The organism is Methylobacterium carpenticola (assembly GCF_042748905.1).
Classification (GTDB): Bacteria; Pseudomonadota; Alphaproteobacteria; order Rhizobiales; family Beijerinckiaceae; genus Methylobacterium; species Methylobacterium carpenticola.
Genome location: NZ_JBHZEO010000001.1, coordinates 956,460 through 969,356 on the forward strand (window position 1 = coordinate 956,460; position 12,897 = coordinate 969,356).

The following is a 12,897-nucleotide window of genomic DNA, read 5'->3' on the forward strand; positions in this document are numbered from 1 at the left end:
GAGAACCATGCGCTCAGGAGTCATCGCACAGAAGGTCGGCATGACCCGCGTCTTCACGGACGCTGGTGAGCATGTTCCGGTCACCGTGCTCAAGGTCGATCAGTGCCAGGTGATCGCTCACCGCACGGTCGAGAAGAACGGCTACGTCGCGCTGCAGGTCGGCGTCGGCAAGGCCAAGGTCAAGAACGTGTCCAAGGCCGAGCGCGGCCGCTTCGCGATCGCCAAGGTCGAGCCGAAGCGCAAGCTCGCCGAGTTCCGCGTGTCCGAGGACGCGCTGATCCCGGTCGGCGCCGAGATCACCGCGGACCACTTCATCCCGGGCCAGTTCGTCGACGTGACGGGCACCACCACGGGTAAGGGCTTCGCCGGCGGCATGAAGCGCTGGAACTTCGGCGGTCTGCGCGCCTCGCACGGCGTGTCGATCTCGCACCGCTCGATCGGTTCGACCGGCGGCCGTCAGGATCCGGGCAAGACCTTCAAGAACAAGAAGATGCCGGGCCACCTCGGCGTCGAGCGGGTCACGACCCAGAACCTGCGCGTCGTGCGCACGGATCCGGAGCGCGGCCTGATCCTGGTCGAGGGTGCGGTCCCGGGCGTCGCCGGCGGCTGGATCCAGATCCGCGATGCGGTGAAGCGCAAGCTGCCGGCCGAGGCGCCGATGCCGGGCAAGTTCCGCGAACTCGCCAACGGCTCCGCTCCCGCCGAAGCCCCCGAGGCCCCGGCTGCTGAGGAGAACGCGTGATGAAGTTCGAGATCACGACGCTCGACGGCGGCGAAGCCGGCTCGGTCGAGGTCAACGAGGACATCTTCGGTCTGGAGCCCCGCGCGGACCTGCTGCAGCGCTGCGTGCGCTGGCAGCTCGCCAAGCGTCAGGCCGGCACCCACAAGGTGAAGACCCGGTCCGAGATCAGCCGGACCACCAAGAAGATGTACAAGCAGAAGGGCACCGGCAACGCCCGCCACGGCGCGGCCTCCGCCCCGCAGTTCCGCGGCGGCGCCCGGGCGTTCGGCCCGGTGGTGCGCTCGCATGCCCACGATCTTCCCAAGAAGGTCCGGGCCCTGGCGCTGCGGCACGCCCTCTCGGCCAAGGCGAAGGATTCCTCGCTCGTCGTCGTCGATGACGTGCGGCTCGAGGACGGCAAGACCAAGGCGCTCAAGGAGCGCTTCGGCAAGCTCGGCTGGTCCAACGCCCTGATCATCGGCGGCACCGAGGTGGACGAGAACTTCGGCCGCGCGGCGCGCAACCTGCCGTCCATCGACGTCCTGCCGGTGCAGGGCATCAACGTCTACGACATCCTGCGGCGCGACAAGCTCGTCCTGACGCGCGCGGCCGTCGATGCGCTGGAGGCGCGTTTCAAATGAGTGCGGATCCGCGCCACTACGACGTGATCGTCGCTCCCGTGATCACCGAGAAGGCCACCAACCTCTCGGAGCTGAACAAGGTCGTCTTCCGGGTCGCCCCGAAGGCCACCAAGCCGCAGATCAAGGAAGCGGTCGAGAGGCTGTTCGAGGTCAAGGTGAAGAGCGTCAACACGCTCGTCACCAAGGGCAAGACCAAGATGTTCCGCGGTCAGCGCGGCCAGCGTTCGGACGTGAAGAAGGCGATCGTGACCCTCGAAGAGGGCCAGACGATCGACGTCACGACCGGGCTGTGACGGAACGGCGTTAAGGGAACACGACGATGGCTTTGAAGACATTCAAGCCGGTCACGCCGAGCCTTCGCCAGCTCGTGATCGTGGACCGGTCGGAGCTCTACAAGGGCAAGCCGGTGAAGGCCCTGACCGAGGGCAAGACCTCCTCGGGCGGGCGCAACAACCTCGGCCGCGTGACCGTCCGCTTCCGCGGCGGTGGCCACAAGCGCACCCTGCGCAACGTGGACTTCAAGCGGCGGGAATTCGCCGGCAAGGTCGGCACCGTGGAGCGGATCGAGTACGATCCGAACCGCACGGCGTTCATCGCCCTCGTGACCTACGAGGGCGGCGCGCAGAGCTACATCCTGGCTCCGCAGCGCGTGAAGGCCGGCGACAGGGTGGTGTCGGGCGAGCAGGTCGACATCAAGCCGGGCAACGCGATGCCGATCGGCAACATGCCGGTGGGCACGATCGTCCACAATGTCGAGCTGAAGATCGGCAAGGGCGGCGCGATCGCGCGGTCGGCGGGCAACTACGCCCAGATCGTCGGCCGCGACCAGGGCTACGTGACGCTGCGCCTGAACTCGGGAGAGCAGCGCCTCGTGCACGGCCAGTGCTACGCCACGGTGGGCGCGGTCTCGAACCCCGACCACATGAACATCTCGCTCGGCAAGGCGGGTCGCAAGCGCTGGCTCGGACGCCGTCCGCACAACCGCGGCGTCGCGATGAACCCGATCGATCACCCGCACGGCGGTGGTGAGGGTCGCACCTCGGGCGGCCGTCACCCGGTCACCCCGTGGGGCTTCCCGACCAAGGGCAAGAAGACCCGCTCGAACAAGCGCACCGACACCTTCATCGTGTCGAGCCGCCACAACCGCAAGAAGTAAGGGCTTCGCGCCATGGCACGTTCAATCTGGAAGGGGCCGTTCGTCGACGGCTACCTCCTCAAGAAGGCGGACACCGCGCGCGGCTCCGCCCGGAGCGAGGTGATCAAGATCTGGAGCCGCCGCTCCACGATCCTCCCGCAGTTCGTTGGCCTGACCTTCGGGGTCTACAACGGGCAGAAGCACATCCCGGTCTACGTCACCGAGGAGATGGTCGGGCACAAGTTCGGCGAGTTCTCGCCGACCCGGACCTTCCACGGTCACGCGGCCGACAAGAAGGCGAAGAGGCGCTAAGATGGGCAAGGCAGCAGCACCCCGCGCGCTCCCCGAGAACGAGGCGAAGGCCGTCGCGCGCATGCTGCGCGTCAGCCCTCAGAAGCTCAACCTCGTCGCGCAGCTGATCCGGGGCAAGAAGGTGGCGACCGCGCTCGCCGACCTGCAGTTCTCGCAGAAGCGCATCGCGGTCGAGGTCAAGAAGTGCCTCGAGAGCGCGATCGCCAACGCCGAGAACAACCACGACCTCGACGTCGACGACCTCGTGGTCAAGGAAGCTTACGTGGGCAAGGCGCTCGTCCTGAAGCGTTTCCATGCCCGCGCCCGTGGCCGGGGTGCCCGCATCCTGAAGCCGTTCTCGAACCTCACCATCGTGGTGCGTGAGGTCCGGGCCGAGGCCGCGTGAGGAGGAACTGATGGGACAGAAAGTCAATCCGATCGGTCTCCGGCTCGGCATCAACCGGACCTGGGACTCGCGCTGGTACGCGAACAAGGGCGAGTACGCCCGCCTCATGCATGAGGACGTCGCGATCCGCCAGGCGCTGATGAAGCAGCTGAAGCAGGCCGCGGTCTCCAAGATCGTGATCGAGCGCCCGCACCGGAAGTGCCGCGTCACCATCCACTCGGGCCGCCCGGGCGTGGTGATCGGCAAGAAGGGCGCGGATATCGAGAAGCTGCGCAAGCTCGTCGGCACGATGACCAAGGCCGACGTGACGATCAACATCGTCGAGGTGCGCAAGCCCGAGGTCGATGCGACGCTCGTCGCCGACTCGATCGCTCAGCAGCTCGAGCGCCGCGTCGCCTTCCGTCGCGCCATGAAGCGCGCCGTGCAGTCGGCGATGCGTCTCGGCGCCGAGGGCATCCGCATCAACTGCTCCGGCCGTCTCGGCGGCGCCGAGATCGCGCGTCTCGAGTGGTATCGCGAGGGCCGGGTGCCGCTGCACACCCTGCGCGCCGACGTCGATTACGGCACGGCGACCGCCTTCACCACCTACGGCACCTGCGGGATCAAGGTGTGGGTGTTCAAGGGCGAGATCCTCGAGCACGACCCGATGGCGCAGGACAAGCGCGCCCACGAGGAAGGCGGCCGCTCGGGCGGGCGCCGGGAGCGTGAGCGCGGTTCCGAGCGGGGTGACCGCGGCGATCGTGGCGATCGCGGCGGTCGCGACGCGGCCTGATCCGCACCGCGAGATTTGAGAGGCTGCGATGCTGCAACCCAAGAAGACGAAGTTCCGCAAGCAGTTCAAGGGCCGCATCCACGGCGCCGCGAAGGGCGGAACCGACCTGAACTTCGGCTCCTACGGCCTCAAGGCCCTGGAGCCCGAGCGTATCACCGCGCGCCAGATCGAGGCGGCCCGCCGCGCGATCACCCGCGAGATGAAGCGCCAGGGCCGCGTGTGGATCCGGATCTTCCCGGACGTGCCCGTGACCCAGAAGCCGACCGAGGTCCGCATGGGCTCGGGCAAGGGCTCGCCCGAGTACTGGGCGGCCCGCGTCCACCCGGGCCGGGTCATGTTCGAGATCGACGGCGTCGCCGAGGACATCGCCCGCGAGGCGCTGCGGCTCGGCGCGGCCAAGCTGCCGGTCCGCACGCGCTTCATCCAGCGCATCGCGGACTGAGGGAGACATCAACCATGAAGTCGACTCAGCGGCTGTCTGATCTGAGCGCGATGTCGCCCGATCAGCTCAGCGAGGAGCTCGTCAACCTGAAGAAGGAGCAGTTCAACCTGCGCTTCCAGCGGGCGACGGGCCAGCTCGAGAACGTCGCGCGCATCCGTGAGGTGCGCCGGGACATCGCCCGCGTCCGGACCCTGCAGCGTCGCAAGACGCTGCAGGCGGCGCAAGGCTAAGGAGAGAGCCCCATGCCGAAGCGCGTGCTGCAGGGCGTCGTCGTCAGCGACAAGCAGGACAAGACCGTGGTGGTCAAGGTGGAGCGGCGCTTCACCCACCCGGTGATGAAGAAGACCGTTCGCCGGTCGAAGAACTACCACGCTCACGACGAGAACAACGTCGCCAAGGTCGGCCAGACGGTGTTCATCGAGGAGTCGCGGCCCTACTCCAAGCTCAAGACCTGGAAGCTGGTCGAGAGCGCGGCGGGCTCGGCGGTCGAGGCGTGAATCCGGTGCGCGGGATCCCGTCCTCGCGAGAGGGCAGGGTTCCGCACCGGGCGGGCGGCCTCGATTTGCCGCTTGCCATCGGGGTCGATCCGGTGTAACCGACCGGCCTCCACGACAGACAGGACGGGTGCTCGCGCCCATCGTCGCGTTCGTTGACCGCGCCGGCTTCATCGCCGCAGCGCGGTCTCGTCAATGGCGGGGACGTCAGATCCCCATCAGGCTGCCGTCCGCGTCGCGATCCCGCGCCGCGGAGACCTGCCTGAAACAAGGAAAGGGTGCTGGGCCGTGATCCAGATGCAGACGAATCTGGACGTCGCCGACAATTCCGGCGCACGTCGCGTAATGTGCATCAAGGTGCTCGGCGGATCCAAGCGGAAGTATGCCGGCGTCGGCGACATCATCGTGGTGTCGGTGAAGGAGGCGATTCCGCGCGGCCGCGTGAAGAAGGGCGACGTCATGAAGGCGGTCGTCGTTCGCACCGCCAAGGACGTGCGCCGTCCGGACGGATCGGTGATCCGCTTCGACCGCAACGCCGCGGTGCTGATCAACAATCAGAAGGAGCCGATCGGGACCCGCATCTTCGGGCCGGTGCCGCGCGAGCTGCGCGCGCGCAACCACATGAAGATCATCTCGCTCGCCCCGGAGGTGCTGTGATGGCCGCCAAGGTGAAGAAGGGCGACACGGTGGTCGTCCTGACCGGGCGCGACAAGGGTCGCTCCGGCGAAGTGGTTCAGGTGATGCCGAAGGAAGGTCGCGCGCTCGTCCGCGGCGTGAACCTCGTCAAGCGCCACCAGCGTCAGACCCAGACGCAGGAGGGCGGCATCATCTCCAAGGAGGCCGCGATCGACCTGTCGAACCTCGCGGTCGCCGACCCGAAGGACGGTAAGCCCACCCGCGTCGGGTTCCGCATCCTGGAGGACGGGCGCAAGGTGCGCTTCGCGAAGCGCTCGGGAGATCTGATCGATGGCTGAGGCGCTCAACGGCTACACGCCGCGGCTCAAGAAGCACTACGACGAAGTCGTGCGTGCGAAGATGATCGAGGAGTTCGGCTACGCGAACCCCATGCAGGTGCCCACGATCGAGAAGATCGTCATCAACATGGGCGTGGGCGAGTCGACCCAGGATTCCAAGAAGGCCACCGTCGCCGCCGAGGATCTCGGCCTGATCGCCGGCCAGAAGCCGGTCATCACCCGGGCGCGCAAGGCCATCGCGACCTTCAAGGTCCGCGAGAACATGCCGATCGGCTGCAAGGTCACCCTGCGCCGCCAGCGCATGTACGAGTTCATGGACCGCCTCATCACCATCGCGCTGCCGCGCGTGCGTGACTTCCGCGGCTTGAACCCGAAGTCGTTCGACGGGCGCGGCAACTACGCGCTGGGTCTGCGTGAGCACCTCGTGTTCCCGGAGATCAACTACGACAAGGCGCAGAACGCCTGGGGCATGGACATCGTCGTCACCACGACGGCGAAGACCGATGCCGAGGCCCGTGCCCTGCTCAAGCACTTCAACTTCCCGTTCCGGCAGTGAGGAGCCACCGCTTCTCAGACGCGGCAACCGGAGAGCTTTAGAAATGGCAAAGAAGAGCAAGATCGAGAAGAACAAGCAGCGCGTCGCGCTGGTGAAGCGGTTCGCGGACAAGCGCGAAACGCTGCTCGCCACGGCCAACGACGAGTCGCTGCCGATGGAGGAGCGCTTCGAGGCGCGCCTCAAGCTGGCGGAGCTGCCCCGCAACGCCAACCCCACCCGCATCCGCAATCGTTGCGCGATGACCGGCCGTCCCCGCGCCTATTATCGCAAGCTCGGCATCTCGCGTGTCGCGCTCCGCGATCTCGGCTCGCGCGGGATGATCCCGGGCCTCGTGAAGTCCAGCTGGTGAGGGGAGGGCACACCCAATGATCACCGATCCCGTGGGCGATATGCTCACCCGCATCCGCAACGGCCAGCAGCGCCGCCGCAACGTCGTGCAGACGCCGGGCTCGAAGCTCCGCGCCCGCGTCCTCGACGTGCTGAAGTCCGAGGGCTACATCCGCGACTACGCCACGACCGATTACGGCAACGGGCGCACCGAGTTCGCGATCGAGCTCAAGTACCATGACGGCCTGCCCGTGATCCGCTCGATCGAGCGCGTCTCGAAGCCCGGCCGCCGGGTCTATTCGTCGGTCGATACCCTGCCGCGCGTCGCCGACGGTCTGGGCATCACCATCGTGTCCACTCCGCTGGGCGTCATGGCCGACCACGAGGCGCGCGAGCGCAACGTCGGCGGCGAGGTGCTCTGCAAGGTCTTCTGACCTGCGGACCCCACCCGACGAGGAGAGACGAACATGTCCCGCGTAGGCAAGAAGCCCGTGACCGTGCCGGCCGGCGTCACCGCCACCGTCGACGGCCAGACCGTGAAGGTCAAGGGATCGAAGGGCGAGCTGCAGTTCCGCGTCCCCGACCAGGTCGAGGTCACGCAGGCTGACGGCGCGATCTCGGTCCAGCCCCGCTCCCAGACCAAGGAGGCCCGCGCGATGTGGGGCCTCTCTCGGGCGCAGGTCGCCAACCTCATCGAGGGGGTGACCAAGGGCTTCGAGAAGAAGCTGGAGATCAACGGCGTCGGTTACCGCGCCGCGGTCGCCGGCAAGGTGCTGAAGCTGTCCCTCGGCTACAGCCACGACATCGAGTACGAGATCCCGGCCGGGATCACGATCACGACCCCGCGTCCGGTCGAGATCATCGTGGCCGGCATCGACAAGCAGCGGGTCGGCCAGATCGCCGCGGAGATCCGCGAGTATCGCGGTCCCGAGCCCTACAAGGGCAAGGGCGTGAAGTACGCCGGCGAGTTCATCTTCCGCAAGGAAGGCAAGAAGAAGTAAGGGCGGCCGACCATGTCTCGCAAAATCGACCTGCTCGACCGGCGCCGCGCGCGCGTCCGCCGGGCGCTCCGCGCGGCGGCGAATGGCCGCCCGCGCCTCTCGGTGTTCCGCTCCTCCAAGCAGATCTACGTCCAGGTCATCGACGACGCGACCGGCCGCACGCTGGCCGCCGCCTCGACCCTCGACAAGGACCTGCGGGCCCGCCTCAAGACCGGCGCCGACAAGGCGGCCGCCGTCGAGGTCGGCAAGCTCGTGGCGGAGCGCGCCACGGCGGCGGGGGTCACCAAGGTGATCTTCGACCGCTCGGGCTACCTCTATCACGGCCGCGTCAAGGCTCTTGCCGACGCGGCCCGTGAGGGCGGCCTGGACTTCTAAAGGATCCGGGCGGGGCACCCCATGTGCCCCGCGCCACGGCGGATAGCGAACAATGCGAGCGGGACCGCCGCCCGCGCCAGTGAACCGGAAGTGAACTGATGGCACGTGAACGTGAAGGTCGTCGCCGCGACGACCGCGAGGAGCGCGACAGCGAGTTCGTGGACAAGCTCGTCCACATCAACCGCGTCGCCAAGGTGGTGAAGGGCGGCCGTCGCTTCGGCTTCGCCGCGCTCGTGGTCGTGGGCGACCAGAAGGGCCGCGTCGGCTTCGGCCACGGCAAGGCCCGCGAGGTTCCCGAGGCGATCCGCAAGGCCACCGAGGCGGCCAAGCGCGGCCTCATCCGCGTGGCGCTCCGCGAGGGCCGCACCCTGCACCACGACGTCGCCGGCCGTCACGGCGCCGGCAAGGTGATCCTGCGCGCGGCTCCCCAGGGCACCGGCATCATCGCGGGTGGACCGATGCGCGCCGTCTTCGAGTCGGTCGGCATGCAGGACGTGGTGGCGAAGTCGCTCGGCTCGTCGAACCCCTACAACCTGATCCGCGCCACCTTCGACGCCCTGAAGCGCGAGGATTCGCCCCGTGCGGTCGCCGCGCGCCGCGGCCTCAAGGTCTCGGCCCTCCAGGCCCGCCGCCGCGATGCGGAATCGGGCTCCGACGCGTCCGACGCGGCGTAAGGAGGCAGGCAGATGGCAGAGAAGACCCTGCGGGTCCAGCAGATCGGCTCCCCGATCCGCCGCGAGTCCAGCCAGCGCGAGACGCTGGTCGGCCTCAAGCTGAACAAGCTCCACCGCATCGCCGAGCTTCCGGACACCCCGTCCGTGCGCGGCATGATCGCGAAGGTGCATCACCTCGTGCGCGTCCTCGACGACGCGGCGTGAGGAGGGCGTCATGAAGCTGAACGAGATTCGCGACAACGAGGGCGCGACGAAGGACCGGATGCGCGTCGGACGCGGCATCGGGTCCGGCAAGGGCAAGACCGCGGGCCGCGGCGTGAAGGGTCAGAAGGCCCGCACCGGCGTGGCGATCAAGGGCTTCGAGGGCGGTCAGATGCCGCTGCATCGTCGCCTGCCGAAGCGCGGCTTCACCAACCCGGGCGCCACCGACCTCAACGAGGTCAATGTCGGCCGCATCCAGCAGGCCGTCGATGCCGGCAAGCTCGACCCGAACGTGCCCGTCACGGTCGAGGCGCTGCTCGCCGCGGGCGTGGTGTCGCGGGTGCGCGACGGCGTGAAGATCCTGGGCGTCGGCGAGCTGAACGCGAAGCTGACCTTCCAGGTGGCGCGCGCCTCCAAGTCGGCGGTCGCCGCGATCGAGAAGGCCGGGGGTTCCGTGACCCAGGCCCTGGCCGCGACCGACGGCGCGGTTGCGTCGGCGTAAGTCAGACTTTAAGTCGATCGAGATCGGCGGCGGCCCGTGCGAGCAGCGCGAGGCCGCCGTCCTTGTTTCTGAGCGCGATTCGTCGCGGCCGTTCCCGTCAAGGACCCTGTCATGGCCTCTGCAGCCGAGCAGCTCGCCGCCAACCTGAACTTCGGCGCCATCGCCAAGGCGGAAGAGCTCAAGAAGCGTATCTGGTTCACCCTCGGCGCTCTCATCGTCTACCGGCTCGGCACCTACATCCCGCTGCCCGGCATCGATCCCGACGCGCTCCGGCAGAGCTTCGCCAACGCGCAGGGCGGCGTGCTCGGCCTGTTCAACATGTTCTCGGGCGGGGCGGTCGAGCGCATGGCGATCTTCGCGCTCAACATCATGCCCTACATCTCGGCCTCGATCATCGTGCAGCTCCTCACCTCGGTGCTGCCGTCGCTCGAAGCGCTCAAGAAGGAGGGCGAATCGGGCCGCAAGGTGCTCAACCAGTACACCCGCTACCTCACGGTGATCCTGGCGATCTTCCAGGCCTGGGGCATCGCGGTGGGACTGCAGAGCTCCGGCGGCATCGTGCAGGATCCCGGGCCCTTCTTCGTCGTCTCGACGGTGATCACGCTCACGGGCGGCACCCTGTTCCTGATGTGGATCGGCGAGCAGATCACCTCGCGCGGCATCGGCAACGGCTCCTCGCTGATCATCTTCGCGGGCATCGTGGCGCACCTGCCCTCGGCCATCGCGGGCACGCTGGAACTCGGCCGGCAGGGCGCGCTCTCCACCGTGGTCATCCTCGGCGTCGCCGTGATGGCGGCGGCGGTCGTCTACTTCATCGTGTTCATGGAGCGCGCCCAGCGCCGGCTCCTGATCAACTACCCGAAGCGCCAGGTCGGCAACCGCATGTACGAGGGCCAGACCTCGTTCATGCCGCTCAAGCTCAACACGCCGGGCGTGATCCCGCCGATCTTCGCCTCGTCGCTGCTGCTGCTGCCCGCCACCGCGGCGAGTTTCCAGACCGATCCGAACGGCACCGGCATCGTCGCCACCCTGGCGACCTATCTGGGCCACGGCCGGCCTCTCTACATGGTCCTCTACGCGGCGCTGATCATCTTCTTCGCCTTCTTCTACACGGCGGTGGTGTTCAACCCGCAGGAGACGGCCGACAACCTCAAGAAGCATGGCGGCTTCATCCCGGGCATCCGCCCCGGCGAGCGCACGGCGGAGTACATCGACAAGGTGCTGAGCCGCATCACCGTGATCGGCGCCGCCTACCTGACCCTGATCTGCCTGATCCCCGAGATCCTGGTCTCCTACGCCTCGCTGCCGTTCTATTTCGGCGGCACCTCGCTCCTGATCGTCGTCTCGGTCACCATGGACACGGTTGCACAGGTCCACGGCCACCTGCTCGCTCACCAGTACGAGGGTCTGGTGAAGAAGGCGAAGCTGCGCGGGGCGCGGCGCCGTTAGCCCAACGTCGGGGGCCGGGTGGCTTTCCTCGCCCGGCCCTCTCGATCATCATTGTCCGCGATGCGACTCGCCGCCTTCTGCGGTCGTGGCGGGGCGCATGTCGGATGGTAAGGCCCGCACCGGTGCCAGAGAATAACGGCCCCGGGTGGACGCCAACGCCCACGGGGCGCATGGGAGAGACAGGTTATGCGGATCATTCTCCTCGGCCCGCCGGGCGCCGGGAAGGGCACGCAGTCGACTCGGATCGTGGAGCGGTTCGGCATCCCGCAGCTCTCGACCGGCGACATGCTGCGCGCCGCCGTGGCGGCCGGGACGCCGGTCGGCCTCCAAGCCAAGAGCATCATGGAGAGCGGCGGGCTGGTTCCGGACGAGGTGGTGGTCGGTATCGTGGCGGATCGCGTCGAGGAGGCGGATGCCCGCAAGGGCTTCATCCTCGACGGCTTCCCGCGCACCGTCGCGCAGGCCAAGGCGCTGGACGCCATGCTGGCCGAGAAGGGGCTCGCCCTCGACGCCGTCATCGAGTTCAAGGTGGATGAGGATGCGCTGGTGGGCCGCATCGCCAAGCGCGCCGCGGAGACGGCCGCCCGCGGCGAGCCGGTCCGCAAGGACGACACCCCCGAGGTGTTCAAGACCCGGCTCGAGGCCTATCGCAGCCAGACCGCGCCGCTCTCGGACTACTACGCCGAGACCGGCCTGCTGCGGCCGGTCGACGGCATGGCGCCGATCGAGGACGTGACCCGCGAGCTCGACGGGCTGCTGCGCGGTCTCCAGCCGGTCTCGGCATGAGCGTAGCGCGGACGAACCGGTTGACAAGCCGTTTCGTCCGCGATAGGCCGCCCTCCTTCGTTCAGACATGGACGGCCCGGCGTGCCTTTCTGGAGGCCGCTCGGGCCGATTTGCGTCGGGACGGCGCGCAGGGGCCGGGCTCCACCGGACGCGCGCGGACACACTGAAAACACGTTCGTCCGTGCTGGCATCCTGCCCCGGACGCGATGGAGAGCTTACCCGTGGCCCGTATCGCAGGCGTCAACATCCCGACCAACAAGCGCGTCGTCATCGCGCTCCAGTACATCCATGGCATCGGCCCCAAGAAGGCCGGGGAGATCACCGAGAAGGTCGGTATCCCGGCCGAGCGCCGCGTGAACCAGCTCACGGACGCCGAGGTGCTGCAGATCCGCGAGGCGATCGACCGCGACTACATCGTGGAAGGCGATCTGCGCCGCGAAGTCGCGATGAACATCAAGCGCCTGATGGATCTCGGCTGCTACCGGGGCCTGCGCCACCGCCGTGGCCTGCCGGTCCGCGGCCAGCGCACCCACACCAACGCCCGCACCCGCAAGGGCAAGGCGAAGCCGATCGCCGGCAAGAAGAAGTAATCCGCCGCGGGGGGAGGGGCGTCCCGCCTCGCCCCCGCATGTTCGGCGGCGCGCCGCGCCGCCTGTCCGATACCGTCCCGAGCGCCTGGCACCACGGGCGCGCCTGAAGGATCGAAAGAGAATATGGCCAAGGAAGCTACCCGCGTCCGTCGTCGCGAACGCAAGAACATCGTCTCCGGCGTCGCGCACGTGAACGCCTCGTTCAACAACACGATGATCACCATCACGGACGCGCAGGGGAACACGATCTCCTGGTCGTCGGCCGGCGCCATGGGTTTCAAGGGCTCGCGCAAGTCCACCCCGTACGCCGCCCAGGTCGCCGCCGAGGATGCGGGCCGCAAGGCCGCCGAGCACGGCATGCGCACCCTTGAGGTGGAAGTGTCCGGCCCTGGTTCGGGCCGCGAGTCGGCTCTGCGCGCGCTGCAGGCGGCGGGCTTCACGGTGACGTCGATCCGCGACGTGACGCCGATCCCGCACAACGGCTGCCGGCCGCGCAAGCGCCGCCGCGTCTGATCCGGCGCGCCGTCCCGCTGCGTCGCCATGGCGTCGGTTGGGATCAG

General features: G+C 68.2%; 24 protein-coding genes. All 24 read left to right on the forward strand.

What is annotated here, in order from left to right; all coding sequences use genetic code 11:
• The first annotated feature begins 7 nt into the window (after positions 1-7).
• Positions 8-742 (forward strand): 50S ribosomal protein L3, encoded by a 735-nt coding sequence (gene rplC, locus ACE101_RS04535; protein WP_379126369.1) that lies wholly within the window; start codon positions 8-10, stop codon positions 740-742.
• Complete coding sequence (rplD, locus tag ACE101_RS04540) at positions 742-1,362, forward strand: 50S ribosomal protein L4 (protein ID WP_379126371.1); 621 nt, start codon at positions 742-744, stop codon at positions 1,360-1,362. Before rplC ends, rplD begins: the two co-directional genes overlap by 1 nt.
• Positions 1,359-1,655 carry a 50S ribosomal protein L23 gene (locus ACE101_RS04545; RefSeq protein ID WP_238237968.1) on the forward strand — a complete coding sequence of 99 codons (297 nt, stop codon included), beginning with the start codon at positions 1,359-1,361 and terminating at the stop codon, positions 1,653-1,655. The genes rplD and ACE101_RS04545 overlap by 4 nt, the downstream gene beginning before the upstream one ends.
• Before the next feature lie 26 nt (positions 1,656-1,681).
• Positions 1,682-2,518, forward strand: coding sequence for a 50S ribosomal protein L2 (rplB, locus tag ACE101_RS04550; protein ID WP_379126373.1), 837 nt, complete (start codon positions 1,682-1,684; stop codon positions 2,516-2,518).
• Positions 2,519-2,530: 12 nt separating this feature from the next.
• Positions 2,531-2,809 (forward strand): 30S ribosomal protein S19, encoded by a 279-nt coding sequence (gene rpsS / locus ACE101_RS04555; protein WP_379126375.1) that lies wholly within the window; start codon positions 2,531-2,533, stop codon positions 2,807-2,809.
• A 1-nt stretch (position 2,810) separates the two neighbouring features.
• Positions 2,811-3,194, forward strand: a complete 384-nt coding sequence (gene rplV, locus ACE101_RS04560) for a 50S ribosomal protein L22 (protein ID WP_015928591.1) — start codon at positions 2,811-2,813, stop codon at positions 3,192-3,194.
• A gap of 10 nt (positions 3,195-3,204) precedes the next feature.
• Positions 3,205-3,966, forward strand: a complete 762-nt coding sequence (gene rpsC, locus ACE101_RS04565; RefSeq protein WP_379126377.1) for a 30S ribosomal protein S3 — start codon at positions 3,205-3,207, stop codon at positions 3,964-3,966.
• Between the two features lie 28 nt (positions 3,967-3,994).
• The gene (gene rplP / locus ACE101_RS04570; protein ID WP_379126379.1) at positions 3,995-4,408 is read left to right on the forward strand and encodes a 50S ribosomal protein L16; all 414 of its coding nucleotides are present in this window, start codon (positions 3,995-3,997) and stop codon (positions 4,406-4,408) included.
• 14 nt (positions 4,409-4,422) lie between these two features.
• A complete protein-coding gene (gene rpmC / locus ACE101_RS04575; RefSeq protein ID WP_379126380.1) occupies positions 4,423-4,638 on the forward strand; it encodes a 50S ribosomal protein L29 in 216 nt (71 codons plus the stop codon).
• Positions 4,639-4,650: 12 nt separating this feature from the next.
• Entirely contained in the window at positions 4,651-4,905 is a 255-nt protein-coding gene (rpsQ, locus tag ACE101_RS04580) for a 30S ribosomal protein S17 (protein ID WP_379126381.1), read from the forward strand.
• A gap of 285 nt (positions 4,906-5,190) precedes the next feature.
• Complete coding sequence (rplN, locus tag ACE101_RS04585; RefSeq protein ID WP_012330332.1) at positions 5,191-5,559, forward strand: 50S ribosomal protein L14; 369 nt, start codon at positions 5,191-5,193, stop codon at positions 5,557-5,559.
• On the forward strand, positions 5,559-5,876 hold the full coding sequence (gene rplX / locus ACE101_RS04590) for a 50S ribosomal protein L24 (RefSeq protein WP_379126382.1): 318 nt from the start codon (positions 5,559-5,561) through the stop codon (positions 5,874-5,876). Before rplN ends, rplX begins: the two co-directional genes overlap by 1 nt.
• On the forward strand, positions 5,869-6,432 hold the full coding sequence (rplE, locus tag ACE101_RS04595) for a 50S ribosomal protein L5 (protein ID WP_379126383.1): 564 nt from the start codon (positions 5,869-5,871) through the stop codon (positions 6,430-6,432). The genes rplX and rplE overlap by 8 nt, the downstream gene beginning before the upstream one ends.
• Before the next feature lie 43 nt (positions 6,433-6,475).
• Positions 6,476-6,781, forward strand: a complete 306-nt coding sequence (rpsN, locus tag ACE101_RS04600; RefSeq protein WP_379126384.1) for a 30S ribosomal protein S14 — start codon at positions 6,476-6,478, stop codon at positions 6,779-6,781.
• 16 nt (positions 6,782-6,797) lie between these two features.
• A complete protein-coding gene (gene rpsH, locus ACE101_RS04605) occupies positions 6,798-7,193 on the forward strand; it encodes a 30S ribosomal protein S8 (protein ID WP_379126385.1) in 396 nt (131 codons plus the stop codon).
• Positions 7,194-7,226: 33 nt separating this feature from the next.
• Entirely contained in the window at positions 7,227-7,760 is a 534-nt protein-coding gene (gene rplF, locus ACE101_RS04610) for a 50S ribosomal protein L6 (RefSeq protein ID WP_379126386.1), read from the forward strand.
• Positions 7,761-7,772: 12 nt separating this feature from the next.
• On the forward strand, positions 7,773-8,135 hold the full coding sequence (gene rplR, locus ACE101_RS04615) for a 50S ribosomal protein L18 (RefSeq protein WP_379126387.1): 363 nt from the start codon (positions 7,773-7,775) through the stop codon (positions 8,133-8,135).
• A gap of 98 nt (positions 8,136-8,233) precedes the next feature.
• The gene (gene rpsE / locus ACE101_RS04620) at positions 8,234-8,809 is read left to right on the forward strand and encodes a 30S ribosomal protein S5 (protein WP_379126388.1); all 576 of its coding nucleotides are present in this window, start codon (positions 8,234-8,236) and stop codon (positions 8,807-8,809) included.
• A gap of 12 nt (positions 8,810-8,821) precedes the next feature.
• On the forward strand, positions 8,822-9,013 hold the full coding sequence (gene rpmD, locus ACE101_RS04625; RefSeq protein WP_379126389.1) for a 50S ribosomal protein L30: 192 nt from the start codon (positions 8,822-8,824) through the stop codon (positions 9,011-9,013).
• 10 nt (positions 9,014-9,023) lie between these two features.
• The gene (gene rplO / locus ACE101_RS04630; RefSeq protein ID WP_379126390.1) at positions 9,024-9,512 is read left to right on the forward strand and encodes a 50S ribosomal protein L15; all 489 of its coding nucleotides are present in this window, start codon (positions 9,024-9,026) and stop codon (positions 9,510-9,512) included.
• Between the two features lie 111 nt (positions 9,513-9,623).
• Complete coding sequence (gene secY, locus ACE101_RS04635) at positions 9,624-10,961, forward strand: preprotein translocase subunit SecY (RefSeq protein WP_379126391.1); 1,338 nt, start codon at positions 9,624-9,626, stop codon at positions 10,959-10,961.
• Positions 10,962-11,147: 186 nt separating this feature from the next.
• Positions 11,148-11,747, forward strand: a complete 600-nt coding sequence (locus ACE101_RS04640) for an adenylate kinase (protein ID WP_379126392.1) — start codon at positions 11,148-11,150, stop codon at positions 11,745-11,747.
• Positions 11,748-11,968: 221 nt separating this feature from the next.
• Complete coding sequence (gene rpsM / locus ACE101_RS04645) at positions 11,969-12,337, forward strand: 30S ribosomal protein S13 (protein WP_127727799.1); 369 nt, start codon at positions 11,969-11,971, stop codon at positions 12,335-12,337.
• Between the two features lie 123 nt (positions 12,338-12,460).
• Positions 12,461-12,850 (forward strand): 30S ribosomal protein S11, encoded by a 390-nt coding sequence (gene rpsK / locus ACE101_RS04650; protein WP_015928609.1) that lies wholly within the window; start codon positions 12,461-12,463, stop codon positions 12,848-12,850.
• Positions 12,851-12,897 lie beyond the last annotated feature (47 nt).